Source organism: Cellulomonas chitinilytica, assembly GCF_016862675.1.
In the GTDB taxonomy this organism is placed as follows: Bacteria; Actinomycetota; Actinomycetes; order Actinomycetales; family Cellulomonadaceae; genus Cellulomonas; species Cellulomonas chitinilytica.
Window position 1 is genome coordinate 37,758 of record NZ_BONK01000013.1, and the last position, 25,944, is coordinate 63,701.

General features: G+C 74.3%; 29 protein-coding genes. 17 read left to right on the forward strand and 12 right to left on the reverse strand.

Annotated features, from left to right (window positions below; all coding sequences use genetic code 11):
• Positions 1–35: 35 nt before the first annotated feature.
• Positions 36–275 (forward strand): TOBE-like domain-containing protein, encoded by a 240-nt coding sequence (locus Cch01nite_RS23080; protein ID WP_444542249.1) that lies wholly within the window; start codon positions 36–38, stop codon positions 273–275.
• A gap of 34 nt (positions 276–309) precedes the next feature.
• Here Cch01nite_RS23080 and Cch01nite_RS17395 read toward each other — a convergent pair whose 3' ends face one another.
• The gene (locus Cch01nite_RS17395; protein ID WP_203757757.1) at positions 310–1,125 is read right to left on the reverse strand and encodes an alpha/beta hydrolase; all 816 of its coding nucleotides are present in this window, start codon (positions 1,123–1,125) and stop codon (positions 310–312) included.
• A gap of 90 nt (positions 1,126–1,215) precedes the next feature.
• Between Cch01nite_RS17395 and Cch01nite_RS17400 the strand changes: the two genes are divergently transcribed.
• The 6 genes from Cch01nite_RS17400 (at position 1,216) to biuH (ending at position 7,323) form a co-directional block, all read left to right on the forward strand.
• Positions 1,216–2,745 carry an ABC transporter ATP-binding protein gene (locus tag Cch01nite_RS17400; protein ID WP_203757758.1) on the forward strand — a complete coding sequence of 510 codons (1,530 nt, stop codon included), beginning with the start codon at positions 1,216–1,218 and terminating at the stop codon, positions 2,743–2,745.
• Positions 2,742–3,824 (forward strand): ABC transporter permease, encoded by a 1,083-nt coding sequence (locus Cch01nite_RS17405; RefSeq protein WP_203757759.1) that lies wholly within the window; start codon positions 2,742–2,744, stop codon positions 3,822–3,824. Before Cch01nite_RS17400 ends, Cch01nite_RS17405 begins: the two co-directional genes overlap by 4 nt.
• Complete coding sequence (locus Cch01nite_RS17410; protein ID WP_203757760.1) at positions 3,821–4,735, forward strand: ABC transporter permease; 915 nt, start codon at positions 3,821–3,823, stop codon at positions 4,733–4,735. Before Cch01nite_RS17405 ends, Cch01nite_RS17410 begins: the two co-directional genes overlap by 4 nt.
• A 78-nt stretch (positions 4,736–4,813) precedes the next feature.
• Positions 4,814–5,962 (forward strand): BMP family ABC transporter substrate-binding protein, encoded by a 1,149-nt coding sequence (locus Cch01nite_RS17415; protein WP_203757761.1) that lies wholly within the window; start codon positions 4,814–4,816, stop codon positions 5,960–5,962.
• 84 nt (positions 5,963–6,046) lie between these two features.
• On the forward strand, positions 6,047–6,613 hold the full coding sequence (locus tag Cch01nite_RS17420; RefSeq protein WP_203757762.1) for a cysteine hydrolase family protein: 567 nt from the start codon (positions 6,047–6,049) through the stop codon (positions 6,611–6,613).
• A gap of 17 nt (positions 6,614–6,630) precedes the next feature.
• A complete protein-coding gene (gene biuH, locus Cch01nite_RS17425) occupies positions 6,631–7,323 on the forward strand; it encodes a biuret amidohydrolase (RefSeq protein WP_239070880.1) in 693 nt (230 codons plus the stop codon).
• 2 nt (positions 7,324–7,325) lie between these two features.
• Here biuH and Cch01nite_RS17430 read toward each other — a convergent pair whose 3' ends face one another.
• On the reverse strand, positions 7,326–7,805 hold the full coding sequence (locus tag Cch01nite_RS17430) for an Hcp family type VI secretion system effector (protein ID WP_203757764.1): 480 nt from the start codon (positions 7,803–7,805) through the stop codon (positions 7,326–7,328).
• 162 nt (positions 7,806–7,967) lie between these two features.
• Here Cch01nite_RS17430 and Cch01nite_RS17435 point away from each other — a divergent pair, with 162 nt between their 5' ends.
• The 6 genes from Cch01nite_RS17435 to Cch01nite_RS17460 all read left to right on the forward strand — a co-directional run bounded on the left by Cch01nite_RS17435 (position 7,968) and on the right by Cch01nite_RS17460 (position 13,453).
• Positions 7,968–8,480, forward strand: a complete 513-nt coding sequence (locus Cch01nite_RS17435; RefSeq protein WP_203757765.1) for a mycothiol transferase — start codon at positions 7,968–7,970, stop codon at positions 8,478–8,480.
• A gap of 49 nt (positions 8,481–8,529) precedes the next feature.
• On the forward strand, positions 8,530–9,327 hold the full coding sequence (locus tag Cch01nite_RS17440) for an alpha/beta fold hydrolase (RefSeq protein WP_203757766.1): 798 nt from the start codon (positions 8,530–8,532) through the stop codon (positions 9,325–9,327).
• Between the two features lie 19 nt (positions 9,328–9,346).
• A complete protein-coding gene (locus Cch01nite_RS17445) occupies positions 9,347–10,858 on the forward strand; it encodes a SpoIIE family protein phosphatase (RefSeq protein WP_203757767.1) in 1,512 nt (503 codons plus the stop codon).
• Positions 10,859–10,999: 141 nt separating this feature from the next.
• Positions 11,000–12,526: a DHA2 family efflux MFS transporter permease subunit gene (locus tag Cch01nite_RS17450; protein ID WP_239070883.1), complete on the forward strand. Its 1,527-nt coding sequence runs from the start codon at positions 11,000–11,002 to the stop codon at positions 12,524–12,526.
• A 124-nt stretch (positions 12,527–12,650) separates the two neighbouring features.
• Positions 12,651–13,013, forward strand: coding sequence for an ArsR/SmtB family transcription factor (locus Cch01nite_RS17455; protein WP_203757768.1), 363 nt, complete (start codon positions 12,651–12,653; stop codon positions 13,011–13,013).
• Positions 13,010–13,453 (forward strand): SRPBCC family protein, encoded by a 444-nt coding sequence (locus Cch01nite_RS17460; RefSeq protein WP_203757769.1) that lies wholly within the window; start codon positions 13,010–13,012, stop codon positions 13,451–13,453. The genes Cch01nite_RS17455 and Cch01nite_RS17460 overlap by 4 nt, the downstream gene beginning before the upstream one ends.
• Positions 13,454–13,554: 101 nt before the next feature.
• Here the strand turns inward: Cch01nite_RS17460 and Cch01nite_RS17465 are convergent, their stop codons facing one another.
• Positions 13,555–14,718, reverse strand: coding sequence for a glycoside hydrolase family 6 protein (locus Cch01nite_RS17465; protein ID WP_239070885.1), 1,164 nt, complete (start codon positions 14,716–14,718; stop codon positions 13,555–13,557).
• A gap of 322 nt (positions 14,719–15,040) precedes the next feature.
• Here Cch01nite_RS17465 and Cch01nite_RS17470 point away from each other — a divergent pair, with 322 nt between their 5' ends.
• Both Cch01nite_RS17470 and Cch01nite_RS17475 read left to right on the forward strand, forming a co-directional pair.
• On the forward strand, positions 15,041–15,316 hold the full coding sequence (locus tag Cch01nite_RS17470) for an acylphosphatase (protein ID WP_203757771.1): 276 nt from the start codon (positions 15,041–15,043) through the stop codon (positions 15,314–15,316).
• A 64-nt stretch (positions 15,317–15,380) separates the two neighbouring features.
• Positions 15,381–16,256, forward strand: a complete 876-nt coding sequence (locus Cch01nite_RS17475; protein ID WP_203757772.1) for an LLM class F420-dependent oxidoreductase — start codon at positions 15,381–15,383, stop codon at positions 16,254–16,256.
• Positions 16,257–16,274: 18 nt separating this feature from the next.
• Here the strand turns inward: Cch01nite_RS17475 and Cch01nite_RS17480 are convergent, their stop codons facing one another.
• The gene (locus Cch01nite_RS17480; protein WP_203757773.1) at positions 16,275–16,619 is read right to left on the reverse strand and encodes a hypothetical protein; all 345 of its coding nucleotides are present in this window, start codon (positions 16,617–16,619) and stop codon (positions 16,275–16,277) included.
• Between the two features lie 240 nt (positions 16,620–16,859).
• Between Cch01nite_RS17480 and Cch01nite_RS17485 the strand changes: the two genes are divergently transcribed.
• The gene (locus tag Cch01nite_RS17485) at positions 16,860–17,966 is read left to right on the forward strand and encodes a right-handed parallel beta-helix repeat-containing protein (RefSeq protein ID WP_203757774.1); all 1,107 of its coding nucleotides are present in this window, start codon (positions 16,860–16,862) and stop codon (positions 17,964–17,966) included.
• Between the two features lie 28 nt (positions 17,967–17,994).
• Here the strand turns inward: Cch01nite_RS17485 and mtnN are convergent, their stop codons facing one another.
• The 5 genes from mtnN to Cch01nite_RS17510 form a co-directional block, all read right to left on the reverse strand.
• A complete protein-coding gene (gene mtnN, locus Cch01nite_RS17490) occupies positions 17,995–18,699 on the reverse strand; it encodes a 5'-methylthioadenosine/S-adenosylhomocysteine nucleosidase (protein WP_203757775.1) in 705 nt (234 codons plus the stop codon).
• Positions 18,696–19,148 (reverse strand): S-ribosylhomocysteine lyase, encoded by a 453-nt coding sequence (locus Cch01nite_RS17495; protein WP_203757776.1) that lies wholly within the window; start codon positions 19,146–19,148, stop codon positions 18,696–18,698. The genes mtnN and Cch01nite_RS17495 overlap by 4 nt, the downstream gene beginning before the upstream one ends.
• 85 nt (positions 19,149–19,233) lie before the next feature.
• On the reverse strand, positions 19,234–20,277 hold the full coding sequence (locus Cch01nite_RS17500; RefSeq protein WP_203757777.1) for an NAD(P)/FAD-dependent oxidoreductase: 1,044 nt from the start codon (positions 20,275–20,277) through the stop codon (positions 19,234–19,236).
• Complete coding sequence (locus tag Cch01nite_RS17505; protein ID WP_203757778.1) at positions 20,274–20,798, reverse strand: isoprenylcysteine carboxyl methyltransferase family protein; 525 nt, start codon at positions 20,796–20,798, stop codon at positions 20,274–20,276. Before Cch01nite_RS17505 ends, Cch01nite_RS17500 begins: the two co-directional genes overlap by 4 nt.
• Positions 20,795–21,868 (reverse strand): type III polyketide synthase, encoded by a 1,074-nt coding sequence (locus Cch01nite_RS17510; protein WP_203757779.1) that lies wholly within the window; start codon positions 21,866–21,868, stop codon positions 20,795–20,797. The genes Cch01nite_RS17505 and Cch01nite_RS17510 overlap by 4 nt, the downstream gene beginning before the upstream one ends.
• A 103-nt stretch (positions 21,869–21,971) precedes the next feature.
• Here Cch01nite_RS17510 and Cch01nite_RS17515 point away from each other — a divergent pair, with 103 nt between their 5' ends.
• Entirely contained in the window at positions 21,972–22,820 is an 849-nt protein-coding gene (locus Cch01nite_RS17515; RefSeq protein WP_239070887.1) for a UbiA family prenyltransferase, read from the forward strand.
• A 7-nt stretch (positions 22,821–22,827) separates the two neighbouring features.
• Here the strand turns inward: Cch01nite_RS17515 and Cch01nite_RS17520 are convergent, their stop codons facing one another.
• From Cch01nite_RS17520 to Cch01nite_RS17530, 3 genes are read right to left on the reverse strand one after another with little or no spacing between them, the layout of a single operon-like run.
• A complete protein-coding gene (locus Cch01nite_RS17520) occupies positions 22,828–23,673 on the reverse strand; it encodes an ABC transporter permease (RefSeq protein ID WP_239070889.1) in 846 nt (281 codons plus the stop codon).
• A 4-nt stretch (positions 23,674–23,677) separates the two neighbouring features.
• Positions 23,678–24,673, reverse strand: coding sequence for an ABC transporter ATP-binding protein (locus Cch01nite_RS17525; protein ID WP_203757782.1), 996 nt, complete (start codon positions 24,671–24,673; stop codon positions 23,678–23,680).
• Positions 24,670–25,935: a LolA-like protein gene (locus Cch01nite_RS17530; protein ID WP_203757783.1), complete on the reverse strand. Its 1,266-nt coding sequence runs from the start codon at positions 25,933–25,935 to the stop codon at positions 24,670–24,672. The genes Cch01nite_RS17525 and Cch01nite_RS17530 overlap by 4 nt, the downstream gene beginning before the upstream one ends.
• Between the last annotated feature and the right edge of the window lie 9 nt (positions 25,936–25,944).

Below are 25,944 nucleotides of genomic sequence, written 5' to 3' on the forward strand. Positions count from 1 at the left end.
ACGACAAGCCCGCGAACGACTTCGTCATGGAGTTCATGGGCCCGGTCACGCGGCTCGGCGGCCGGCTGGTGCGCCCGCACGACGTGCAGGTCACCGCGGCGCACGTCGACGGCGCGGTGCCCGGCCGGGTCGCCCGGCTGCAGCGGATCGGGTTCGAGGTCCGGGCCGACGTGACGACCGCGGACGGCGACCTGTGGGTCCAGCTCACCCGCGGCCAGGCGGACACGCTCGAGCTGACCCCGGGCTCGGACGTCTGGCTGCGCGCCGTGGTCTGACGCCGCCCACCGGCACCGGCGGTGGGCCTCGTGCTCAGGACAGGCCGGGCGGACGGGCCTGCGTGGCGGCGGGGCGGCCGCTGAGCTCGGCCCGGCCGAGGGCCCCGATCAGGCGCACGAGCCCACCGTCCAGGTGCGCCGCGTGGCCGACGTCGGGGACCGTCCCCACCGGGACGTCGAGGAACGCCGACAACGCCGCCACGGACCGGTGGCGGATCGCGGGGGATCGGCCGCCGACCGTCACCGCCACGTGGCCGACGCTCCCGGTCAGAGGGGCGGGTTCGAACGCGGAGAACATGGCCAGCTCCGCGCGCACGGTGGCGAGGGAGGCCCTCGTCATCCGCGTCGTCCACGACGGCCCGTACAGCGCGTGCCCGAACCCGGGCACCCCGTCGGCGTCGAGCCCCGCCACCACGTGGGCGAGCAGGCCGGGGACCAGCGACCCCGCGGCGGGCTCGTGCAGCACCACGCCGGCCATCTCGACCCCGCGCGCGGCCAGCTCGAGCCCGAGCGTCGCGCCGCCGCTGACACCGACGACGTACGCGCCGGCGCACAGGGGGGCGAGGAACTCGACCTCGGTGTCGAGGTCGCCCGACTGAGGCCGGGTCGGGGTGTGGAGGTCCACGCCGTGCGCCTGCAGGTCCGCCAGCAGCGTCGCGGCGCGGGCGCCGTGGCGGCCGGCCGTCCAGATGCGCCCGTCCGTCGCGGTGCCGTGCACGAGCACGAGCCGGGAGCCCGGGTGCAGCAGCGGCCCGGGCAGGTGCGCAGGTGGGGGCGCCGGCGAGACCGTTGCAGAGCCGACCCCCGGCGGAAACGACGCCGCAATGTCCGGTTCGTACCGTTCCGTCATGTCCCACCGTCCGCGAGACCCGCAGGCGTACGGCCTGCGCCGGTATACAGGCCGGTATGCGGTGCTGGACCCCGCTCGCCTGGCGGGCCGGTGACCACCGACGCGGCACCCGTGCCGCTCCTCGAGGTGCAGGGCCTGACCAAGCGCTTCGGCTCCCTCGTCGCCAACGACGACGTCACGTTCACGGTGCGGGCGGGGGAGGTGCACGGGCTGCTCGGCGAGAACGGCGCCGGCAAGAGCACCCTCGTGAAGTCGCTGTACGGCATCCACCAGCCCGACGCGGGGCGGGTCGTGGTGGACGGGCGGGACGAGCGCATCGCGTCGCCGTCGCACGCCCGCGACCTGGGCATCGGCATGGTGTTCCAGGACATGCGCCTCATCCCCGCCCTCACCGTCTGGGAGAACATCGCGCTCCAGCTCCGCGACACGCCCCGGGTCCTCAAGCCCCGGGACGCGCAACGGGCCATCACCGACGCGAGTGCACACTACGGCCTCGACGTGGACCCGAGCGCCCTCGTGCGGGACCTGTCCATCGGCGAGTGGCAGCGCGCGGAGCTGCTGAAGGTGCTGCTGGCCGGTGCGCGCGTGCTGATCCTCGACGAGCCGACGAGCGTCCTGACCCCCCAGGAGGCGGACGCGCTGTTCGACGTCCTGCGGCGGCTGACCGCCGACGGCGTCGGGGTGATCCTCATCGCGCACAAGATCCGCGAGGTCCGGCAGATCGCCGACCGGGTGACCGTGCTGCGCGGGGGCCGCACGGTCCTGGCGGACACCGACCCGCACGAGCTCACCGACGCGGAGCTCGTCCGGGCGATGGTGGGCACGAGCGTCAAGCCCGTCTCGCGCCGGCCGGAGCCGACCGACGAGACCGCCGACGCCCCGGTCGTGGTCAGCCTCCGCGGCGCGAGCGTGCTGCGGCCCACCGGCGTCCTCGGGCTCGACGGCGTGGACCTCGACATCCGGGCGGGACGCATCCTCGGCGTCGCCGGGATCGCGGGCAGTGGGCAGGGCGAGCTCGCCGACCTGCTCGTCGGGGTCGCGCCGCTGCGGTCCGGCTCGATGGAGCTGCCCGGCCTCGACGCCCGCGGCACCACGACCGGCGACCTGCGCGTCGCCGGCGTCGTCGACGTCGTCGCGAACCCCGTGCACGACTACGTGGTGCGCGGCATGACGATCAGCGACCACGTCGCCCTGTGGGAGGCCACGACGGCCGGGCGGCGCCGCTTCGACGTCCGCGGCGCTGCCACGACCTTCGCCCGTCGCGACGAGCGCGCCGGCCTGCGCGCCGCCGACCCGTCCCGCCGCCTCGACCAGCTCTCGGGCGGGAACATCCAGCGCGTCCTGCTCACCTTGGCGCTCACGCAGGACGCGAGGCTCGTCATCGCGTCGTACCCGACACGCGGGCTGGACGTGCTCACCACCGAGCGGACCCACGCCCTGCTCCTGGAGGCGCGCGACCGCGGCGAGGCGGTCGTGCTCGTCTCCGAGGACCTCGACGAGCTGCTCGCCCTGTCCGACGAGGTCGTCGTCCTGCACCACGGCCGGGTCGCGGGCACCGTCCCCGCCGTCGACGCCGACCGCGACCGGCTGGGCCTGCTGATGACGGAGGGTGCGGCATGAGCGTGCTGGAGAAGGACCCCCCGAAGGTCGTGGAGCCGGCCCGTGCGACGGCGTCCGGCCAGCCGTTCTGGCGACGGCTGCTGTTCGTGGTCGCCGCCTACCTGCTGTGCCTCGCGGTCTTCGCCGCGTTCGCCGCGACGCAGGGCGCCGACCCGGCGTCGATCTTCACGACAATGCTGCAGTCCTCGGTCCTCGACTGGGGCACCCTGCAGCAGACGCTCGTGCGGTCGGTGCCGATCGTGCTCGCCGCCCTCGCCTGCACGATCCCCGCCCGGGCCGGCCTCGTGAACGTCGGTGGCGAGGGGCAGATCATCATGGGGTCGGTCGCCGCCGTCGGCGTCGGGCTCGCGCTCGGCCAGGCCGTCGGAGGTCCGGTCGCGTGGCTCGCGATCGTGGCGGGCGCGGCCGTCGCGGGGGCCGTGTGGTGCGGGATCTGCGGGTTCCTGCGGGTCCGGCTCAACGCGAGCGAGTCCGTCACGACGCTGTTCTTCAACTTCATCGCGGCCGACGTCATGCTCTACGTCATCTACCAGGTGTGGCGCGAGGGGGACGCGACGTCGCTGCCGCAGAGCGAGCCGCTCACCTCCGACCAGCTGCTGCCCGCCGTCGGGGGGCTGCAGCTCACGCTCGCGGTGCCGTTCATGGTGCTCGTCGTGGTCGGCGTGTGGGCGCTCCTGAAGTACACGAGCTGGGGCTTCCGCCTCACGGTCGCGGGCGGCAACCCGACGGCTGCCCTGCGGTCCGGGCTGCCCGTGCGACGGATCCTGCTCGGCTCGATGCTCGCGGGCGGAGCGCTCGCCGGCATCGGCGGGGCGCTCAACGTCATGGGCGCCGAAGGGGCTCTGCGACCGGGGATGACGGCCACGTTCGGGTACGTCGCGTTCCTCGCGAACTTCCTCGGCGGCAGCCGGCCGTTCCCGGTCCTCGGCGCCGCGGTGCTGTTCAGCGCCATCGCGAACAGCGGCAACGGGCTCCAGCTGTCCGAAGGGCTCAACGGCAGCGCCGTCAACGTGCTGCTCGGGCTGATCGTCCTCACCATGCTCGTGGTGAGCGGCCGCACGAAGGAGGCCTTCTCGTGAGCGGAGCGGTCCAGGAGCTGGTCACGGGGGCGGTCGCCACCGGCACGGTGCTGCTGTACCCGGCGGTCGGGGAGCTGATCGGCGAGCGCAGCGGCATCATCAACCTCGGCACGGAGGGCGGCATGCTCGCCGGGGCCATGACCGGCATCGGCGTGACGATCGGCACCGGGGACCCGTGGCTGGGCGCGCTCGCCGGGGTCGTCGCGGGGGCGCTGTGCGGGGCCCTGCACGCGGTCGCGGTCGTGCGGTGGAAGGCCAACCAGCTCGCCAGCGGCCTCGTCGTCTGGTTCCTCGTGCTGGGCGTCACGTCGGTGCTCGGCGCCGGCTTCTACGGGCAGGTCGTCGAGCCCCTCGGGCCCGTCGAGATCCCGCTGCTGTCCGCGATCCCCGTGGTCGGTCCGGCGCTGTTCGCCCAGAACGTGCTCGTGTACGTCGGCTACCTGGTGGTGCCGCTGGTGTGGTGGTGGGTCCTGCGCACCCGCTCGGGGCTGACGCTGCGGGCCACCGGCGAACGTCCTGCGGTGGTCGTGGCCGCCGGTCACCACCCGGCGCGCGTGCGGCTCGTCGCCGTCACCGTCGGCGGGGCGTTCGCCGGGCTCGGCGGCGTGATGCTCACCGTCGGGATGGTCGGCAACTGGAGCGACGGCATGACCAACGGCTACGGGTTCGTCGCCGTCGCGATCGTCGCGTTCGCCCGGTGGAACCCGTTCGGCGTGATGGCCGGCGCGTACATGTTCGGGCTCGCGCTCGCGGCGGCCACCGTCTCCCAGGCGCACGGCCTGGCCGTCAACCAGTACGTGCTCGACGTCGTCCCGTACGTGCTCACCGTCGTCGTCCTCGTCCTGACGTCGGCCCGTGGCCGGTCGGCCGGCCCGGAGTCCCTGCGCAACGCGATCGGGGCCGTCACCTAGGTCCCCACCTCCTGTCCAGGGGACGTCCCCCGCGTCCCCGGGTTCCGCACTGCCAACGAACGGAAGGTGAGGAACGACATGCCACAGCACATGCGCGTGCGCGTCGCGGCGGCCGCCGGTCTCGTCGTGAGCCTGTCCCTGCTCGGCGCGTGCGCCGGCGGCAGCCAGGCGGGCTCCGACGACGCGTCCCCGGGCGCGCCGACCGTCGGGTTCGTCATGGTCGGCTCGAAGAAGGACGCCGGGTACAACCAGGCGGTCGACGTGGCCGCGGCCACCGTCGGCAAGGAGCTCGGCGTCAAGGTCCTCACCGCGGACCAGATCCCCGAGAACAACAACGTCACGCAGACCATGCAGGCGATGGTCGACAAGGGCGCGACGGTCATCTTCGCGACGAGCTACGGGTACCTGCCGTACGCGCAGAAGTTCGCCGAGTCCCACCCCGACGTCGTCGTGCTGCACCAGGGCGGCTACGTCGAGGACGCGTTCCCCGCGAACTTCGGCACCTACTGGGGCGAGTCCTACGACCCGGTGAGCCTCGGCGGCATCGCGGCGGGCGGCACGACGAAGACCGACAAGCTGGGGTTCATCTACGCGTTCCCGATCTCCCAGACCATCGCGAACATCAACGCGTTCGCGCTCGGCGCGCAGAAGGTCAACCCCGACGCCGAGACGTACGTGGTGAACACCTCCGCGTGGTGCGACCCGATCAAGCAGAAGCAGGCGGTGAGCACGCTGCTCGCCGAGGGCGTCGACGTGTTCTCCGACCACCAGGACTGCCAGGCGACGATCGTGCAGGCCGTGAAGTCCGCCGGGAAGTACTTCGTCGGCTACCACTACGACGCGAACGAGCTCATCCCGGGCGGGTGGCTCACCGGGTCGGCCTGGAACTGGGCCCCGCTGTACTCGCGGATCATCGAGACCGTCGAGTCCGGCGGGTTCGCGGGCAGCGAGTTCAACGCGAACTGGATCGGCTCGTTCGCGACGGGGGACAACCCGATCGAGCTCGCGTCGTTCGGGTCCGCCGTGGACGGCGACCTCCAGGCCGAGATCACGGCCGCGGAGGACGACCTGAAGAAGCCGGACGCGTCGACGTTCGTCGGACCGATCTACTGCCAGGACGGCACCGTCCTGGTCCCCGAGGGCGAGGTCGCGACGTACGAGGACGTGAACACGACGTTCACGTGCCTGGTCAAGGGCGTGGTGGGGACGCTCCCGGCCATGGGCTGACGGCCCGACCGGCAGCGGCGCCGGGCACCCCGCCGGACCGGTGGGGTGCCCGGCGCCGGGACGACGGACGCGAGGAGGACGGACATGCACGTGGCCGGGAGCGAGCCGTACCCCTGGCCCTGGGACGGGGCGGGACCCGACGACTGGGCGGTGCTCGTCGTCGACTGCGCGATGCCCGCGCCGGCGGGCCTCCGGTCGCGGCTGCGCCCGTGGCTCGAGCGCACCGAGCGCGCGGGCGCCCCGACGTTCCGGGTGACCGTCGGGGCGCGGCACGACCGGGTGCCCCCCGAGGACTGGCTGGGCGGCGCCGTCGACGAGAGCGTCGTCGCGCCGGGCTGGAACGGGTTCTCGTCGAGCCCGCTCGACGACCTGCTGCGCGCCGCCGGCCGCAGCACGCTGCTGCTCGCCGGGTACTGGCTCGAGGTCGGTGTCCACTCGACGCTGCGGGCCGCGAACGACATCGGCTACGAGTGCGCGGTCGTCGCCGACCTGTGCACGCCGTGGGACACCGCCCTCGCCCCCGGGGCCCTGTCCACGATCCGGTTCTCGGGGGGCATCTTCGGTGCGGTCGTGACGTCGGGCGCCGTGGCGGACGAGCTCGCCACCCGTGCCCTGACGTCCGCCGCGGGGACCCACGGAGGGCAGCGATGACGACGGAGGAGACACGCGTGACGTACGCACCTGTGATGGCGGAGCCGTACAACTGGCCGTACGACGGCGTCATCGACCCGGCGCGCACCGCGCTGGTCAACATCGACTGGCAGGTCGACTTCTGCGGCCCCGGCGGGTACGTCGACACGATGGGCTACGACCTGGCGCTCACCCGGGCACCGCTGGGCCCGGCGGCCGAGGTGCTCGCGGCGAGCCGCGACGCCGGGTTCCTGGTCGTGCACACCCGTGAGGGGCACCGCCCGGACCTCGCCGACCTGCCGCCGAACAAGCTGTGGCGCTCGGAACGGATCGGCGCGGCGATCGGCTCGACCGGTCCGTGCGGCCGGATCCTCGTGCGCGGGGAGCCGGGCTGGGAGATCGTCCCCGAGATGGCGCCGGAGCCGGGCGAGCTGGTCGTCGACAAGCCCGGCAAGGGCGCGTTCTACGCCACCGACCTCGACCTGCTGCTGCGCACCCACGGCATCACCCACCTCGTCTTCACCGGCATCACCACCGACGTGTGCGTGCACACCACGATGCGCGACGCGAACGACCGCGGGTACGAGTGCCTCGTGCTGAGCGACTGCACGGGCGCGACCGACCGGGGCAACCACGAGGCCGCGCTCAAGATGGTGACGATGCAGGGCGGGGTGTTCGGGGCGGTCGCGGACTCCTCAGCCCTGCTCGCGTCGCTGACGAGCGGGATCTGACGTCACACCGGCACGTGCCGCACGAAGTCCCACCCGGCCGTCACGGGCGTCCCGGCGCTGCCGTCGCTGCGCTGCGGCAGGTAGGAGAACGTCAGCGTGCGGAACGTGAGGGAGAACGCGTCGACCGGCTCGCCGGCTCCGACGTCGTCGCACAGGCCGTACGACGCGACCGTCACGTCCTGCAGCTGCCAGCGCAGCACGACCGCGGGCCGGCCGCCGGCGTGCACGAGCTCGAGCGTCGCCGTCGGGACGTGGCCGCCGCGGGCGCAGGCGAGGAACAGCAGCGGTGAGGCGACGCCCAGCGACGACGTCAGCTCGACGGGCCGTGCGTCGACCTTCCCCGTACCCGCGCCGGTCCCCGCCAGGACGGTGCCGCTCTGGCTCTCGGACCACTGGACGCTGCGGACGTCGATCCAGTCGCGATGGCTGCGGTCCACCGAGCCGCCCGGGATGGAGTCGAGCCTGAGGAACGCGTTCGCCATGGCCGTCAGCTTTCGCAGGAGCAGGGACGATGCCCGGAGTCTGGCACCGTCGAGGAGCGCCCACCAGGGGTCCGGCGCGCCGGGCGGCGAGGGCGCCGGTAGCGTCGTGCGCGACCTGCAGCCGCCCCGACCGGGCGGGACGACGGGACGGGGGGCCAACGGATGGACGTCGCAGCGCTGCTGGTCGAGCAGTACGGCCGGATCGGGCCGATCCTGCACCGGGCGGTCCGTGGGCTGGACAGCCGGGGCCTGACGTTCCGGCCGGACGCGGACGCGAACACGCTCGCCTGGCTCGTGTGGCACGCGGGCCGGGTGCAGGACGCGCAGGTCGCCGACGTCGCGGGGATCGGCCAGGTGTGGGTCGTGCAGGGCTGGGCGCAGCGGTTCGGCCTGCCGTTCGCGGCGTCCGCGACCGGCTACGGGCAGTCGTCCGACGAGGTGGCCCTCGTGGACGCGCCCGCCGACCTGCTGCTCGACTACTACGACGCCGTGGCCGAGCAGACCCTCGAGTTCCTGCGGCGGCTGCATCCGGCGGACCTCGACGAGGTCGTCGACGAGTCCTGGGACCCGCCCGTCACCCTCGGTGTCCGGCTGGTGAGCATCGTCGCCGACGACCTGCAGCACGCCGGGCAGGCGTCCTACGTGCGGGGGCTGCTGGACCGTTCCGGCAGGTGAGTCCGCCGTCGCGGTCCGGCGGTCGAGATCCGGCCCGTACGCTCGTCCGATGGACGTGCTCCGACGCAACGACGTGCAGGTGACCGGCACGCCCGGTGCACCTCCGATGGTCTTCGCCCACGGCTTCGGCTGCGACAAGAGCATGTGGCGGTGGGTGGCGCCCGCGTTCGAGCGGTCGCACCGCGTCGTCCTGTTCGACCACGTCGGGGCGGGCGGGTCCGACCTCACCGCGTACGACGAACGCCGGCACGGCTCGCTCGACGGGTACGCCCAGGACGTCGTGGAGATCCTCGACGCGCTCGACCTCGGGCCCGCCGTGCTCGTCGGGCACTCCGTGAGCGCCGTGATCGGGACGCTCGCCGCCATCAGCGCCCCGGAGCTGTTCGACCGGCTCGTGCTCGTCGGCCCGAGCCCGCGGTACATCGACGACGACGGCTACCGCGGCGGGTTCAGCGCGGACGAGATCGACGAGCTGCTCGACACGATGGACGACAACTACCTCGGCTGGTCGGCGTTCATCGCCCCCGTGATCATGGGCAACGCGGACCGCCCCGAGCTCGGCGAGGAGCTGACCAACTCCTTCTGCCGGACCGACCCGGCGATCGCACGACGGTTCGCCCGCACCACGTTCCTGTCGGACAACCGCGACGACCTGCCGAAGGTCACCACCCCGTCGCTCGTCGTGCAGTGCCGGGACGACGTGATCGCCCCGCTCGAGGTGGGCCGCTACGTCCACGAGCACCTGCGGGACAGCGAGCTCGTGGTCGTCGACGCGGTCGGGCACTGCCCGCACATGAGCGCCCCCGACGCGCTGGTCGCCGCGATGACGGAGTACCTCGCCCGGTGAGCGGTCCAGTGGGCGCCTGATGAGCGCCGCCGAGCGCGGCCGGGCGTGGCAGGAGTCGCCGGCGGCGCTGCTCGTGCTCGACCGGGACGGCGGTGTCGTCGACGCCAACGCGACGTTCCTGCGCTGGTCCGGCCGCTCCGCCGCACAGGTGACCGGGCGGGCGCGGCTCAGCGAGCTGCTCTCGGTGGGTGGACGCATCTACTGGGAGACGCACGTCGCGCCGCTGCTGCACATGCAGGGCCGGGTCGACGAGCTCGCCGTGGAGCTGCGCGGCCCCGACGGCCGCAGGCCCGTGCTGCTGTCCGCGGTGGTGCGGCCCGGCGGCGAGATCGACGTCGTGCTCTCCGGGGCGCAGGAGCGGTCCCGGTACGAGCGCGAGCTGCTCGCGGCACGCCGTGCCGCCGAGTCCTCGACGCAACGCGTACGCGCGCTGCAGCGGACGACCGCCGCCTTCTCGCGGGCGTCGGACGTGGGCGGCGTCGTGGAGGCGCTGCTCGCCACGTCGGTCGAGCACCTGGGTGCGGCCGTCGCTCGCGTCTGGCTCGTCGGGCCGGACGGCCGCCTCGCCGGGGCCGGCTCGACGACGGGACCCGGGACCGCACCGGCCCGGGCCCCCGACAGCCCTGACGCGGGCGTGGCCACGGACGGCACCGCCGTCGTCGCGCTGCGTGGTGCGTCCCGGTGGCACGGCGTCGCGCAGCTGTGGCCGCGCACGGGCCCGACGGTCGACCCGTGGGACCTGGCGGTGCTCACGGCCGTCGGCCAGCAGGCGGGCCAGGCGCTCGACCGGGCGCGGCTGTTCGACGAGAGCGCGACCGTCGCGCACGAGCTGCAGCGTGCCCTCCTGACCACGAACGTGCCGTCCGACCCGCGCCTGTCCATCGCGACGGAGTACCGCCCCGCCGTGCAGTCCCTGGAGGTGGGCGGCGACTGGTACGACGCGTTCACGGTCGGGGACGTCGTCGCCGTCGTGGTCGGTGACGTCGTCGGGCGTGGTCTGCAGGCGGCGGTGTCGATGGGGCAGCTGCGCAGCGCCGTGCGTGCCGCCGCCGGGCCCGGGGTCGGTCCGGCCGCGGTGCTCTCGCACGTCGACCGGTTCGTCGAGCGGGCCGGCGTGGGTTTCATGGCGACGATGGTGTACGCCGAGGTGGAGCCCGCGACGGGACGCGTGCGGTACGCCGCCGCCGGGCATCCGCCACCGCTGCGGCTCACGGTCGACGGCACGGCCGAGTTCCTGTGGGACGGGCGCTCGACACCGCTCGGCGCGCCCGTCGCGGCACGTCCTCGGACCGACGCGGTCGTCGACCTCGTCGCCGGCGACCGGCTCCTGCTCTACACGGACGGCCTCGTGGAACGCCGCGACCGCCCGCTCGCCGACGGGCTCGACGACCTCGCCGGGTCCGCGCGCGGGCTGCTCGGCCCGTCCGGCTCCGCGGCGGGGCTCGTCGACGCCGCCGCGGTGCGCCGGGGCGACGACCGGGACGACATCTGCGTGCTGCTGGCCACCTGGTCGGGACCGGCCGCCCCGTGAGACGGCCGGCCTGAGCCGGAATGAGGCCGCGTCCCTCGGAATTGAGAGGGACAGAGCGGACGCGAGTGTGTCGAAATGGCGGTTCGCGCTTCGACCAGAGGGTGAGACCCGCCCCGGCCACCGACCCGTGAGGACATCCCCGTGACCGACACCACCGCCACCCTCCCGTCCGCACCGACGGCGTCACCCGACACGTCCGGCCGCGACCGCCTCGCGGTCCGCCTGCTGCTGATCTCGACGTTCGTCGTCATCCTCAACGAGACCGTCATGGGCGTGGCGCTGCCGCACCTCATGTCGGACCTCGCGATCCCCGCGAGCACCGCCCAGTGGGTGACGACGGCGTTCATGCTGACGATGGCCGTCGTCATCCCCGTGACCGGCTTCCTCATCCAGCGCCTCACCACCCGGACCACGTTCCTGACGGCGATGGGCCTGTTCAGCCTCGGCACGCTGATCTGCGCGCTCGCGCCCGGGTTCGAGGTGCTGATCGTCGGCCGCGTGGTGCAGGCCAGCGGCACGGCGATCATGCTGCCGCTGCTCATGACCACCGTGATGACGGTGACGCCGCCTGCGAGCCGCGGCCGGACGATGGGCAACATCTCGATCGTCATCTCGGTCGCGCCCGCGCTCGGTCCGACGATCTCCGGGCTGGTGCTGAGCGTGCTGCCGTGGCGCTGGCTGTTCGTGCTGGTGCTCCCCGTGGCGCTGGCCGCGCTGGCCCTCGGCGCGGCACGGATGCCGAACCTCACCGACCCGCGCACGGCCCGGGTGGACGTCTTCTCGGTCGTGCTGTCGGCGTTCGCGTTCGGCGGTCTGGTCTACGGGCTGAGCGGGCTCGGCGCGGCGGCGACGACCGGCGTCGCCACGTCCACGTGGGTGTCGCTCGGGGTCGGCGTGGTCGGGCTCGTGGTGTTCGTGGCCCGGCAGCTGCGGCTGCAGCGGGTCGACGACGCGCTGCTCGACCTGCGGACCTTCTCGACGCCCGCCTTCGCGGTGTCGGTCGGGGTCATGGCGATCACGATGATGTCGCTGTTCGGCACCCTCATCCTGGTGCCGCTGTTCGCGCAGGTCGTGCTGGGCCTCGACGCGTTGCAGACCGGCCTGCTGCTCCTGCCGGGCGGGCTCCTCATGGGCCTGCTGGCCCCGAGCGTCGGCCGGGCGTACGACCGTTTCGGTCCGCGGGTGCTGCTCGTCCCGGGCGCCGTGGTGGTGAGCGCCGGTGCGTGGGCGTTCACGCTGCTGACCGCGACGAGCTCGCCGTGGCTGCTGCTCGTGGCGCACGTGGTGCTGAGCGCCGGGCTCGCGCTGATGTTCACGCCGCTGTTCACGTCGGCCCTCGGGTCGCTGCCGGGGCGGCTGTACTCGCACGGCAGCGCCGTGGTGGGCACCGTGCAGCAGGTCGCGGGTGCGGCCGGCACGGCGCTGTTCGTCACCGTGCTCACCGCGCAGGCGGCGACGCTGGCGCGCGGGGGTGCGGGTGTCGTCGAGTCGACGGCCGGGGGAGCGCACGTCGCGTTCCTGGTGGGGGCGGCGATCTCGCTGCTCGCGATCCCGGCGGCGTTCGCGGTGCGTGGCGCGCCCGGCGGGCACGACGGCCACGGGGTGCCGGACGGTGCGGCCGACGAGGTGTCCGACGGCGTGCCGAGCGACGCGGTCGCGACCGTCTGACCGCCCGCGCCGCACGCAAGGCCGGCGACCCGCACGGGTCGCCGGCCTTCCTGCTGCCCGCCCCTTGACGGGGCCGTCGGCCGGTCCTACGGTGAAGAAGTTCCTTAATTAAGGAGTCACTTACATGACCGACCGGGACCTGCTGAGCACCGTGTTCGCGGCCCTGGCCGACCCCACGAGGCGCGCGATCCTCACGCACCTCGCCCAGGGACCCACCACGGTGGGCCAGATCGCGGAGCCGTTCGCGATGAGCCGTCCGGCCATCTCCCAGCACCTGCGCGTGCTGGAGGCCGCCGGCCTCATCGAGCGGACCGTCACGGCGCAGTGGCGCACCTGCACGCTGCGCACCGAGCCCCTCGACGAGATCGCGTCGTGGGTCGACCGGCACCGCCGGTACTGGGACGAGCGCTTCGACCTGCTGGAGGACCGCCTCCGTGCTGGGCGCGACGCTCCGACCACCCCACGGCCGCAGGAGGAGAACCGATGAGCGAGAGCAGGACCATGGAGAAGACGTTCACGATCACGCGCGTGCTCGACGCGCCCCGGTCCGCCGTCTGGCAGGCCTGGACCGACCCCGACGAGATGGCGCACTGGTTCCATCCGCGCGGGCTCACGACGCCGCGCGACTCGGTCGCGGTCGACCTGCGGGCCGGCGGGGAGTACCGCTACACGATGGTCGCCCCCGACGAGACCGCCTACCCGACCGGAGGCGTGTACCAGGAGGTCGTCGAGCCCGAGCGTCTCGTGTTCACGTGGGGCGACCCCGGTGCGGAGGGGGCCGCGCTCGCCACGGTGACGCTGGACGACCTCGGCGAGCAGACCCGCCTCACGTTCCGCCTCGACGGCCTGGTGGGCGCACCCGGCGACGGCAGCTTCTACGACGGCTGGGTGTCGGCCCTCGACGTCCTGGCCGAGCACGTCTCCTGACCCACGTCGGACGCGCGAGAACGGGACGTCGGGGTGAGAACGGCACGTCAGAGTGCCGTTCTCACCCCGAGGTCACGCGCTCGGCCGAGCCGGGGACCGCGTCAGGGCGCCGGGTTCGCGTGGTGCACGAGCTCGAGCGCCATCTGCGGGAACCACGCCCCTGCCGCCGGGTCGGCGTAGCCGCGGACCGGGTCGATGCCGCCGGCCGGGTCCCACCGCGTGCACTGGCCGTCGGACTCGCCGGGGATCTTGACCCAGAGGTACGCGTCGAGCATCGGGACGCCCGTGCTCGTCGTCGGGCGCAGGCCGAGGCCGCGGTCCGGCGGGTTGCACCAGTCCTGCGGGTCGCCGGCCGGGTGGTCGGCGGGCGGAACCCACGGACCCTGCCCGTTGCGGCTGGTGTCGATCACGAAGCCCGCGAGGACGTCCGGTCCGCTCGGCGGGTTGGCCGCGTTCGTCACGTTGTCCGTGTACCACTGGTCGGTCAGGCCCCACGTGCTGAAGTCGTTCGGGTCCGCCGGGTAGTACTGGCTGCCGCACCAGTCGAAGTGGCCGAGCCGCCAGCCGCCCTCGGCGTCGTTCGTGCCGAACCAGAGGCACTGCGAGATCCAGCTGCCGAACTTCTGCAGCTTCTCGGTGGCCTGGAAGTTCGACACGTTGAGGAAGAAGCCGTCGGTCCGCTCGACACCGGCCTTGTGCAGCCGGTCGGCGGCGTCGCCGGACCCGAGCCAGCCGGAGTGGGTGGCGTCGAGGTACACGGACACGTTCGGCAGGGCGGCGAGCCGGTCGACCGCGCCGTTGAGCTGCGTGAAGCGGTCGGCCGCAGCGGTCGCCGGGTCGGCGTCGGCGGGCTGGCACCACTCCTGGGCGCCGTTGATCGAGGTGTACCAGGGGATGATCCCGAGGCCGTCGGGCTCGACGAGCACGATCGCCGTGCCGTCGCCGATGCCCTTCACGAACCCGTCGATCCACGCCAGGTACGACTCCGTGTCGGCGGCGCCGCCCGCCGAGTACTGGGCGCAGTCCCGGTACGGCAGGTCGTACGCGACGAGCACTGGGACCGAGCGGGTGAGCCGGGCCTGCTTCATCGTCTTCTCGACGGCCTTGCGCACCTCCTTCGGCGTCCCGGACGTGAACCAGACGGCCTGCGGGGTGGCCGCCATCCTGGTGAGCAGCGCGGCGTCGGACCACTGGTGCTGCTTGACGAGCTGCTTGATCTGGGCGACCGCGCCGTCGTCCGGGGGCGGGGTGAACAGGCGGGTCACGGGGGGCTTCGGGTGGTGCGGGGGAGTGCCGTGGGCCGACGCCGGGAGGGCGGCGGCGAGTGGGAGCGCTACCACGGCGACCGTGGCGAGCAGGGTCGTGCGAAGACGGGACAGGGATCTGGCCACGGGGGTTCTCCTACGTCGTTGTCGGATGAACGTGCCGCGCAGGTGTGGCGGACAGGTGCCCGGCACGAGCCGAGCATGACGATCCGGACGATCCACCGCAAGAGGCCCAGGGTCGCGTGCGCCACCTCGGCGACCTGACCGCCTCGTCCCGACGGAGGCGGGTGCGCGCCCGCCGGCCCCGTGGCAGCGTGGCCGCATGGGGACGACCCGGCGCCGGATCGTGGTCCGCGGCATGGTCCAGGGCGTGGGCTACCGCTGGTCCATGGCGCGCGAGGCCGACCGGCGCGGCGCCCGCGGCTGGGTCCGCAACCGGGAGGACGGCGCGGTCGAGGCCGTTGTGGAGGGCGACGAGGAGACCGTCGACGCGCTCGTCGCCTGGGCACGCCGAGGCCCCGCCGGCGCCGTGGTCAGCGACGTCGACGTGCAGGACGCCCCTCCCGGGCGGCTCGGCGCGTTCGAGATCCGCCCCTGACGCCTTGACTTCGAGCGCACTCGAAGCGGCACCCTGCCGCTGACCCCTCCCGGAAGGACCACCCATGCGCGTCGGCATCCACCTCATGCGGTTCGACTCCGTCGAGCCCGCCCGGCTGCGGCAGGAGCTCGCCGACACGGCGGGGGCCGCCGAGGCCGCGGGCGTCTCCTGGATCTCCGTCATGGACCACTTCTTCCAGATGGAGCCCGCCGGGTTCCCCGCCGAGGACCCGATGCTCGAGGCGTACACGACCCTCGGGTACCTCGCGGGCGTCACCACGACGGCGCAGCTCGGCGTGCTCGTCACCGGCGTCACCTACCGGTACCCGGGCCTGCTCGCGAAGACCGTCGCGACCCTCGACGTGCTCTCGGGAGGCCGCGCGACCCTCGGCATCGGTGCCGCCTGGTACGACCGCGAGCACCGCGCCCTCGGCGTGCCGTTCCCGCCGCTCGCCGAGCGGTTCGAACGGCTCGAGGAGGCGCTGCAGATCGCCGGGCAGATGTGGGATCCCGGCCACGAGGGGCCGTACGAGGGGAAGCACTACCAGCTCGCCGAGACGCTGTGCCGCCCGCTCCCGCTGAAGCGGCCCGAGATCCTGGTCGGCGGTGGCGGCGAGCGCAAGACGCTGCGGCTCGTCGCGCAGTACGCCGACGCGTGCAACCTGTTCGCGAGCTCGCCGGACGAGATCGCGCACAAGCTCGACGTGCTGCGCGCGCACTGCGCCGACGTCGGCCGCGACCCCGCCGAGGTCCGGGTGACCATGCTGCACGGCAGCGACGCGCTCATCGCCGGGGACGTCGACCGGTTCGTCGAGCAGCTGCGGCCCTACGCGGCCCTCGAGGTCGAGACCGTCATCCTGCGCCCGCCGGCGACCAGCCTCGCCGCGTGGGTGCGCGACGCGGTGACGCGGGAGGCCGTCGACCGGCTGGCTGAGCTCTGAGCCGCCGCGCGGGTCCGCTCAGCTCGTCGCCCGTGCGGCGAGCGCGGCGACCTGTGCGCACTCGTCGGCGGACGTCAGGTGCTCGAGCCGCACGCCCGTGACGAGGTAGCAGCCACCCGGCGCCTGGACACCGCCGGGATGCACCGTCACCGTGTCGCCGCGGTCGGCCGCGTGCTGGACGACCGCCGCGACGCCGCCCCGCTCGAACGCGTCGGCGTACCCGGCGGCGACGTCGCGCTCGTGCACACCCCAGGAGACGACGGCGGCGGTGAGGACCAGGAGCCCGAGCAGCACCCACCTCACCGACCCGAGCCGGAGGGGGATCGTGCCCTGGACCCGCGTGCCTGGCGTCGTGGACGACATCGTCGCTCCTGTGCTGGTGCCCGACGGATCGAGGGACCGCCGACCGGCGTCCCTGCCGAGCGGACGGGCCGGCGCTACGCCACCAAGGTAGCCGGTCCCCTCGAGCGACCGCAGCACCTCGACCGGGACGGCCGCAGAGCGGACAAAACGGGTCGAAACGGTTGTGAACGGACGGGGCGTGGAGGAGCGTGGTGCCCGCGCCCGTCATCGCGGGCCGACGAACGCTCAACGGGGGAAGCGATGCGTCTGTCCGTGCTCGTCATGCCTGTCGTGGTGGCTGCCGCCGCGATGACCACCGCGCTCGCCGCACCCGCGGGCGCCTACCCGCCCGAGCCCGCGTGCGGCACGACGCTGACCGTCGACACGTCCCTCCGGCGGGACCTCGCGTGCCCGGGCGACGGGCTGACCCTGGCGCCGGGCGTGACCCTGAACCTGCGCGGGCACACCCTGTCCGGGTCGAGGACGGGGACCGGCCTGTCGGTCTCGGCGTTCGGGCCGGTCGTCGTGAGGAACGGCACGGTCGCCGGGTGGGGCACCGGCATCGCGACCCTCCTGGAGGGCGAGTGGGAAGGTGTCGGCAGTCCTCTCACGGTCGAGCGGGTGACCTTCCGGGACAACCACCGAGGACTGGACACGACCGGGCTGGACGGCACCGGCGAGTACGTCAAGCCGACCACGGTCGTCCGCTCGACGTTCGACCGGAACGACGAGGGCCTCGTCGCCGGCTGGCAGACCGGGGCGAAGGTCGACCGGTCGACGTTCGTCGGCAACGGGGTCGGCGCCTGGTCGGCGGGGTTCTCATCCGTCGACATCGATCGCTCCCGGTTCGAGGGCAACGCCACGGCCCTGCGGGTGTACGAGGCCTGGGCGACGGTGGCGCGCAGCACGTTCGTCGACAACACCCTGGGGGTCACGCACACCAACCTCGGTGCGGTGACGATCGCCGACAGCCGGTTCGCCGGCGGAGACGTCGCCGTCACCGCCTCGTGGGACTCCGACGTCGCCGTGAGCGGTTCCACGTTCACCGGGAGCGGCACGGGCGTGCTCATGGACGTCGGCATCGGGACGTTCGAGCGGAACACGTTCACGTCCAACGGGATCGGGTTCCACCTCACCGTCGCCGGGGCCGGCGTGGTGCTGCGGGACAACGTGTTCCGGGCCAACGGCGACGGGATCCTGTCGGACGTGGACGCACCCGGCCTCCAGCTCGGTGGCAACACCGCACGACGGAACACCGGCTGGGGCATCTACGCGCCGGGCGCCGTCGACCTCGGGGGCAACACGGCACGGGGCAACGGCAGGTCGCCGCAGTGCGTCGGCGTCGTGTGCGCGACGCAGGCGTCCTGAGGGCGCCGCGACGGCACGACCGGTCGTGCTAGCCGGTCACCTCGAGCGAGCGCAGCACCTCGACGACGACCGCCGCGGACCGGTCCGCCGCGTCGTCGACGTGCGCCAGGAAGTCCTCCCCGGCGACGGGCCCGCACAGGTCGGAGATGCCGCGGACCGACAGGAACGGCACGCCGTACAGGTGGCTGGTGTGCGCGAGCGCCGCCGACTCCATGTCGGTCGCGAGGGCCCCGGGGAACGCCGCACGGATCCGGTCCACCCGGCTCGCGTCGATGAACGCGTCCCCGGACAGCACGGTGCCGGAGAGCACGGTCAGGTCGACGGACGCGGTCGCGGCGGCGTCGTGCAGCGCCTTCTCGGCGGCGTACACCTCGGGCATCCCCGGCACCTGGCCGAGCGAGTAGCCGAACGCCCGGGCGTCGGCCCCGGAGTACAGGTACTCGGACCCGACGACGACGTCGCCGACCCGGACGTCGACCCCGACGCCCCCGGCCGAGCCCGCGCTCACCAGGGCGCGGGGGTGGGTGGCGTTGATCGCGACCGCCGCGGCCGTCGCGGAGTTCACCAGACCGATGCCGCACGTCACGAGGAGCACCTGGCGCCCCGCGAGCGTCGCCATCCGGTGCTCGGCGTGACCGACCCGGGTCGCGGGACCGACGAAGTCCGCGCGGTCGGCGAACGGCGCGGCCTCGTCGGCCATCGCCGTGACGATGACGGCGTCGACGGCGATCACGCGGTCACCTGGCTCCACTCGTCGCGCGCGGCGAGGAACGTCCGAGCCGCCTCCTGCGCGCCGGCGAGCGTGTGGTTCGCGCCCCAGCCGCACTGCACCTCGTTCGCGGCGGGCACCTCGGTGGCCGTCGTGACGTCCTGCAGCGTGCTCTGCACCAGGTCGAGGACGTCGTCGTACGCCCACTCGCCCTGCAGGATCAGGTAGAAGCCCGTCTGGCAGCCCATCGGCGAGAAGTCGACGACCCGGTCCGAGTGGTTGCGGGAGTGCTCCGCGAACAGGTGCTCCAGCGAGTGCACGGTGGGCATCTCGAGGTGCGCCACGTTCGGCTGCGTGAACCGCACGTCGTACTTCTGGATGACGTCGCCCGCGGGCAGCACCTTGGTGTCGGCGAGGCGGACGTACGGGGCGGCGACGGTGCGGTGGTCGAGGTTGAAGGACTCGACGTTCATGCGGGGCTGGTTCACGGCAGAGGTCCTGTCGGTCGGGAGTGCTCCATTGTCCCTCGTGAGACCGGTGCGGTTGACGCGCGTCCGCTCAGCGGGCGAGGCGCTCGACGATCGCGCCGTACAGCGCCGGGAGGGCGGCCGCGAGCGGCACGATCCCGCCGCGCACCGGTGAGCCCGCGGCGGACACCAGGCCGGCCGTGATCAGCCGGTAGTCCCGGGTGGCCGCCGTCCACGCCCGCTCGTACGCCGCGTTGGACCGGGCGACGTCCGCGCCGAGCGTGACGACGGCCGCGTGCGCCTGCGCCAGGCCGACCCGCAGGCCCTCCCCGGTGAGCGCGTCGACGTATCCCGACGCGTCGCCGACGAGCCGGATCCGTCCCGCCGTGCGGGCGGTGGTGCGCTGCCGGAGCGGACCCGCGCCGCGGGTGGGACCCAGCACGGGTGCGCCGGCCAGGTGCTCGCGCAGCGCGGGCATCGCGTCGAGCGTGCGGTCGACGTCGGTGCGCGGCGGGCCGAGCAGCGCGATCCCGACGACGTCGTCGGACACCGGCGTCACGTACGCCTCCGTCGTGCGGCCCCAGTGCACCTCGACGAGGTCCGACCACGGCTGCACCCGGAAGTGCCGGCGGACGCCGTACCGCCGCCGGGCGCGCGCCTGGCTGTTCGGGGCGTCGAGCCCGGCCTGGCGGCGGACCACGGAGTGCAGGCCGTCGCACGCGAGGAGCCACCGGCCGCGCACCCCCGCGGCGGTCGCGCCGTCCCGGTCCTGGTGGACGACCTCCGCGCGACCGGCGACCACCGTCGCGCCCAGCTCGTCGGCCCGTGCGGCGAGCGCGGCGTGCAGGGTGGTGCGCCGCACGCCCAGGCCCGGGCCGGTGGCGAACAGGTGGTCGGCGACCCGGTCGCCCGACACGTACCGGATCCCGGTCAGCACGTGGCCCTCGGGATGCACCCCGAGACGTGCGAGCGCCGCCACCGCGCCGGGCATCAGCCCCTCGCCGCACGCCTTGTCGACGGGCGTGGCGCGCGGCTCGACGACGACGACCGACAGTCCCGCGAGCCGCGCCTCGATCGCGGCGGCCAGCCCGACGGGCCCGCCGCCGACGACGAGCACGTCCGCGTCGGTCCTCATGTGCCGGCGGGCTCGGCCGCGCGCAGGGCGCGCTCCTCGGCCGGGATGCGAAAACCGAGCAGCAGCACGGCGTTGAGCACCGTGAACGCGAGCGCCGTGACCCACGCGGTGTGGACCAGGGGGAGCGCGGCGCCCTCGACGGCCACCGCGACGTAGTTGGGGTGCCGCAGCCACCGGTACGGCCCGCGGTGCACCAGGTCGGCGCCGGGCACCACGATGATCCGGGTGTTCCACTGCGGCCCGAGGGTCGCGATGCACCACCACCGCAGCGCCTGGGCGGCCAGCACGGCCGCGAACGCGGTCCACCCGAGCACCGGAAGGAACGGCCGGTCGGCGACGTGCACCTCCACGACGCACGCCACGAGCAGGCCGGTGTGCAGGGCCACCATCGGCGGGTAGTGCCGGGCGCCCGTCTCGACACCGCCCCGCGCGAACGCCCACCGCGCGTTCCGGGACGCGACGACCAGCTCGGCGAGCCGCTCGAACCCCACGGCGAGCACGAGCGCGTCGTACCAGGTCACGCGACCTCCTCCGGCCACCGCAGCAGGACCGCCTCGGCGCTCACGCCCGGCCCGAACGCGAACACGACCCCCGCCGACCCGGGGACGGCGCCGCCGTCCCGCAGCCGGTCCGCCAGCACGTGCAGCACCGACGCGGACGACAGGTTGCCGACCCGGGACAGAGACTCCCAGCTCGCGGCGAACGCCCCCTCGGGCACGTCGAGCGACCGGGCGGCCGCCTCCAGGATCCGCGGGCCGCCGGCGTGCGCCACCCACGTGTCCACGTCGCTCACCTTGAGGCCGTGCGCGGCGAGCAGGTCCACGACGTCGGGGCCGAGGTGACGCTCGACGACGTCGGCGAGGCTCGCGGCCAGCACGATGCGGAACCCGCTGCCGCCGATGTCCCAGCCGAGCATCCCCGCCGTGTCCGGGTAGAGCGCGCTGCGGCTGTCGACGACGTCCACGCCGCCGACGTCCTGCGCCCGGGCGGACCCCACCATGACGGCGGCGGCCGCACCGTCCCCGAACAGGCCGCTCGAGACGACGTTCGCCATCGAGTCGTCCCCGCGCTGCAGCGTCAGCGAGCACAGCTCGACGGACACCAGCAGCGCGACGTCGTGCGGGTGCCCCTGCAGGTAGTCCCGGACGCGGGCGATCCCCGCCGCCCCGGCCACGCACCCCAGCCCGAACACGGGGATCCGGCGCACGTCGTTCCGCAGGCCCAGGTGCTCGACGAGCAGCGCGTCGAGCGACGGGGCACCGATCCCCGTGATCGAGGTGAACAGCACGAAGTCGACGTCGGCCGGCGCGAGGCCGGCGCCCGCGAGCGCCGCGCGGCAGGCGGTGCCCGCCAGGGCGAGGCCCTCGCGCAGGAACGCGTCGTTGGCGTCCGCGAACGACGTGAGCGAGGCGTACGCGTCGAGCGGCAGCGCCGTGTGCCGCGTCGCGATCCCGGTGCCGGCGTGCACCCGCTCGATGACCGCCCGTCGCCGCGGGTCCGCGGTGAGCAGGGGGGCGAGCGTGGCGGTGATGTCGGACTGCGGGTACGAGTGCGGGGGAAGGACGGGGGCGATCGAGGCGATCCGCGCCATGGGGGCATCGTGTCACGCACGTCCGGTTCCGTCGCCCGTTCGCCGGGCCTGTCCGGGCAGGTCGCGCACCTGCGACGATGGCGCGGTCCGGGGAGGTGGGCGCGTGAGCGAGGTGGACGTGCGACCGCGGCGTGCGGCCGTCGAGCTCGCGCTCGCGTCCCACCCGGGACCGACGGTCGCGGTCACGCTCTTCGCGGCGGCGATGGCGCTCGGCGCGGGTGCGCCGGCCCGGACGGCGACGCTCGTCACGCTCGCGGTGCTCGCCGGGCAGCTGTCGATCGGCTGGTCGAACGACTGGGTCGACGCGGCCCGGGACGCCGCCGTCGGCCGCACCGACAAGCCGGTGGGCGCGGGTCGGCTGCCGGTGCGCGCCGTGCGGGCGGCGGCGTGGGCGGCGGCGGCGGCCTGCGTGGTCCTGTCCGCGACGCTCGGGTGGCGTGCCGGGCTGCTCAACGTCGCGACCGTCGCGTCGGCCTGGTCCTACAACGTGCGCCTCAAGAGCAGCGCCTGGTCCTGGGCGCCGTTCGCGTTCTCGTTCGGGCTGCTGCCGATGGTCGTCGCGCTCGCGCTGCCCGGGGCGCCCGCCGCGTCCTGGTGGGCGGTCGCGGGCGGTGCGCTGCTCGGCGTCGGCGCGCACCTGGCGAACGTCCTGCCCGACCTGGAGGACGACGAGGGCACGGGGGTGCGCGGTGCGGGGCACCGGCTCGGCCGGACCGGCACGAGCGTGCTCGCCACGGGCACGCTGCTGGCCGCGACCTTGCTCGTCGTCGTCGCCCCCGCTGGCCGCCCGACGCCGGCGGCCGTGGCGGCGCTCGTCGGGGCGGCCGTGCTGGCCGTGACGGGCACGCTCGTGGCGCTCCGGGCGACACGGAGCAGGCTGCCGTTCGCGGCGGCGATCGCGGTCGCCGCCGTCGACGTCGTGCTCCTCGTCGCCTCCGACTGGGTGGTCTGAGCCCGGCTCAGGACGACACGTCCGCCGTCGTGAACCGCGCCCACGCGAGCGCCGAGAACACCGCCACCCAGGCCGCCTGCACGCCGAGGCCACCGGCGACGACCTGCCAGTCGGGCTCGATCCGCAGGAACTCCGCGAAGTCGAGCCAGTGGTGGGTGAGCAGCCACGGGTGGATCGCCGAGAGCGCCGGCAGGGTGTCGAGCACGCCCGAGACGATCGCGGTGACGACGGTCGCGGCCATCGCCCCGACCGGCACCTCGGTGAGGGTCGAGTAGAACAGCCCGACGGCGACGAGCCCCGTCATCGACAGCGCCACGTAGGCGACGACCCCCGCGATGCGCACGGCGCCGACGCCGAGCGGCACGGTGTCGCCGGACAGCAGGACGACGTCGTGCAGCCCGAAGAACGCCGCACCCGCCACCAGGCCGACGACCGCGATCGCGAGCACGGCCGAGCCCGCGAACGCGAGCGCGGCGAGCGCCTTGACGACGAGCAGCCGGGTCCGCGCGACCGGCACCACGAGCAGGTACCGCAGCGTCCCCGCCGACGCCTCGCCCGCGACCGCGTCACCGGACGCGATCCCGATGGTCAGCGGCAGCAGGAACGGCAGGCACACGAAGATCGACGCGACGACGAGGAAGATCCCGTTCTCGGTGACCTTGCCGACGAACCCGGGACCCTGCCCGGCGAGGTCGGTGTCCCGCGTGAGGAACAGGACGAGCCCGAGCAGCAGCGGCACGGCCGCGAGCCCGGCGAGCAGCACGAGGTTGCGGCGGCGCCCGAGCTGGAGGCGCAGCTCGCTGCGCAGCAGCCGCCCGAACGCGCCGCGGACCTGCACGGGTGCGCCGACCATGGTCTCAGCGTGCGACATCGAAGCCCTCCCCGGTGAGCTCGACGAAGACCTGCTCGAGGCTGGGCCGCCGCACCTCGAACCCCACGACGGGCACGTCCGCGCGGACCAGCGCCGCCGAGACGTCCTCGGGGGCGAGCCCGTCGACGGGGGCGTCGAGCCGCAGGCCGTCGACGACCGGCTCCTCCAGGCCCAGCCCGCGCAGCACGCGGGCGGCGGCGCCGACGTGCCCAGTGGTCGTCGTGACGGACACCCGGGCCTGCCCGCGCTCGGCGAGCACGGACCGGGCGCCCTGCAGCACGAGGTGCCCGCGGCTCATGATCCCGACGTGGGTGCACACCTGCTCGATCTCGGCGAGCAGGTGCGACGAGACGAGCACCGTCGTGCCGGCGTCGGCGAGCTCGCGCACGAGGTGGCGCACCTCGCGGGTGCCCTGCGGGTCGAGCCCGTTGGTCGGCTCGTCGAGCACGAGCAGCTCGCGGGGCTGCAGCAGGGCCGCCGCCAGCCCGAGGCGCTGCTTCATGCCGAGCGAGTACTGCCGGAACCGCTTCTCCGCCGCGGCGCCGAGCCCGACCCGCTCGAGCGCCTCGTCGCGCCGGCGCGCGGCGGTCCGCGGGTCGGCGGTGGCGTCGACCGCCGCCAGCCGGTCGAGGTTCGCGCGGCCGCTGAGGTACGGGTGGAAGGCGGGCCCCTCGACGAGCGCGCCGACGCGGGGCAGCACCGCGGCGCCGGCGTCCGGCATCGGCTGGTCGAGCAGCCACGCCTGCCCGCCCGTGGGGCGCACCAGGCCGAGCAGCATCCGGATCGTCGTCGTCTTCCCGGAGCCGTTGGGGCCGAGGAAGCCGTACACGGCCCCGCGCGGCACCCGCAGCGCGAGGTCGTCGACGGCCACCTGCCCGGACCGGAACCGTTTCGTCAGCCCGTCGGTGCGCACGGCCAGGGGCCCGGTGTCGTCACCGGACCCCTGGCCGACCCGTGCGGGGTCGAGCACGCCTGTGCTCACGCCATCGCCTGCAGCGTCGCGGCCGGCACCGCCCCGGCCAGCACGCGGCCGTCGTCGGTGATCAGGACGCTCAGCAACGCCGAGCTGATGAGGTGTCCCTCGGGGACCTTCGTCGTGAGCGAGTCGTAGAGGGCGGCGGGGTCGAGCCCCTGGAACTTGCTCGCGGGGCCGGCGCCGTCCTGCGGCCCGAACTGGTCGAGCAGGCCCTGCGCGCTCTCCGACCCGATCGTCGGGTGCCCGCTGGGCACCGCGGCGAGCGCCGACGGGTCGCCGGCGACCAGGCCGGGCACGTCCACGCCGGTCGCCTGCACGACGGTCGCCCACCCGGTGCCGGACACGGTCACGCCCTCGGGCAGCTCGCCGTCGGCGCCGGCGGCGTGGTCGGCCGCGATCTGCTCGTCGGTCGGCAGCGTCACGACCTTCTCCGTCGTGGTCGCGCCCGCCGGTGCGGAGAACGCCAGGACCGAGTCGGACGGCGTCGCGAACGTGACGTCGGTGAAGCCGACCTCGAGCGCCGGGGTCTGCGCGTCCTGGGTGCTCCACACCTGGACCCGCAGCGGGGTCTGGGTCTGGGCGTCGATCGCGACGACGACGCGGGCCACCAGCGTGCCGGGCGTCTTCGGTGTGACGACGAGCTGGTACGCGCCGCGGCCGGCGACGGTGCTCTCGGCGTCGAGCGAGACGTGGGAGAGCTGCTCGGCCTGGTCGAGCACCTGCTGGGCGGCCTCCGTGGGGGTCGGCAGGTCCGCGCCGCCCGGCACCTGGCCGGCCGCGGCGTCGTCCTTGAGCGACTCGTAGCGCGCCCGGTCCGCGTCGCTCACGGTGTAGTGCACGACCGCGTCGTCCGAGCTCGCGTACGTCCACACCTCGGGTCCGTCGTGCACGACGGAGAACTCCGACATGTCGCCGAGCAGCGACACCCGGCTGCGCTCGCCGCCGTCCGTCCAGACGCGCAGCGTCGAGGAGCCGTCGAGCAGGTTCACCGGGTCCGCGGTCTCGGGACCGAACGGGAGCGACGGCAGCCCGAGCCGGGCCGTGTACACGACGGTGCCGGACAGCGCCTGCGGCTGCGCGGCCGCGACCGCGGCGACGAGCTCCTCCGGCGTGACCGGCGGGAGCCCGCTGCTGTCCGCGGAGGCGAGCAGGGGCGGGGCGGCGAACGCGGCACCGACGCCGACGGCGACGACCGCGGGGAACGCCCAGCGGGCGCGGGCCGACAGCGTGCGCCGCGGCGACGGGGGGAGAGGCGATGTCTCGGTCATGGCTCCATG

Coding starts and splice junctions, on each gene's coding strand:
- Cch01nite_RS23080 (WP_444542249.1), top strand. CDS start 36: ATGGGCCCGGTCACGCGGCTCGGCGGCCGGCTGGTGCGCCCGCACGAC.
- Cch01nite_RS17395 (WP_203757757.1), bottom strand. CDS start 1,125: ATGACGGAACGGTACGAACCGGACATTGCGGCGTCGTTTCCGCCGGGG.
- Cch01nite_RS17405 (WP_203757759.1), top strand. CDS start 2,742: ATGAGCGTGCTGGAGAAGGACCCCCCGAAGGTCGTGGAGCCGGCCCGT.
- Cch01nite_RS17415 (WP_203757761.1), top strand. CDS start 4,814: ATGCCACAGCACATGCGCGTGCGCGTCGCGGCGGCCGCCGGTCTCGTC.
- Cch01nite_RS17420 (WP_203757762.1), top strand. CDS start 6,047: ATGCACGTGGCCGGGAGCGAGCCGTACCCCTGGCCCTGGGACGGGGCG.
- Cch01nite_RS17430 (WP_203757764.1), bottom strand. CDS start 7,805: ATGGCGAACGCGTTCCTCAGGCTCGACTCCATCCCGGGCGGCTCGGTG.
- Cch01nite_RS17435 (WP_203757765.1), top strand. CDS start 7,968: ATGGACGTCGCAGCGCTGCTGGTCGAGCAGTACGGCCGGATCGGGCCG.
- Cch01nite_RS17440 (WP_203757766.1), top strand. CDS start 8,530: ATGGACGTGCTCCGACGCAACGACGTGCAGGTGACCGGCACGCCCGGT.
- Cch01nite_RS17445 (WP_203757767.1), top strand. CDS start 9,347: ATGAGCGCCGCCGAGCGCGGCCGGGCGTGGCAGGAGTCGCCGGCGGCG.
- Cch01nite_RS17455 (WP_203757768.1), top strand. CDS start 12,651: ATGACCGACCGGGACCTGCTGAGCACCGTGTTCGCGGCCCTGGCCGAC.
- Cch01nite_RS17460 (WP_203757769.1), top strand. CDS start 13,010: ATGAGCGAGAGCAGGACCATGGAGAAGACGTTCACGATCACGCGCGTG.
- Cch01nite_RS17470 (WP_203757771.1), top strand. CDS start 15,041: ATGGGGACGACCCGGCGCCGGATCGTGGTCCGCGGCATGGTCCAGGGC.
- Cch01nite_RS17475 (WP_203757772.1), top strand. CDS start 15,381: ATGCGCGTCGGCATCCACCTCATGCGGTTCGACTCCGTCGAGCCCGCC.
- Cch01nite_RS17480 (WP_203757773.1), bottom strand. CDS start 16,619: ATGTCGTCCACGACGCCAGGCACGCGGGTCCAGGGCACGATCCCCCTC.
- Cch01nite_RS17485 (WP_203757774.1), top strand. CDS start 16,860: ATGCGTCTGTCCGTGCTCGTCATGCCTGTCGTGGTGGCTGCCGCCGCG.
- Cch01nite_RS17495 (WP_203757776.1), bottom strand. CDS start 19,148: ATGAACGTCGAGTCCTTCAACCTCGACCACCGCACCGTCGCCGCCCCG.
- Cch01nite_RS17500 (WP_203757777.1), bottom strand. CDS start 20,277: ATGAGGACCGACGCGGACGTGCTCGTCGTCGGCGGCGGGCCCGTCGGG.
- Cch01nite_RS17510 (WP_203757779.1), bottom strand. CDS start 21,868: ATGGCGCGGATCGCCTCGATCGCCCCCGTCCTTCCCCCGCACTCGTAC.
- Cch01nite_RS17520 (WP_239070889.1), bottom strand. CDS start 23,673: ATGGTCGGCGCACCCGTGCAGGTCCGCGGCGCGTTCGGGCGGCTGCTG.
- Cch01nite_RS17530 (WP_203757783.1), bottom strand. CDS start 25,935: ATGACCGAGACATCGCCTCTCCCCCCGTCGCCGCGGCGCACGCTGTCG.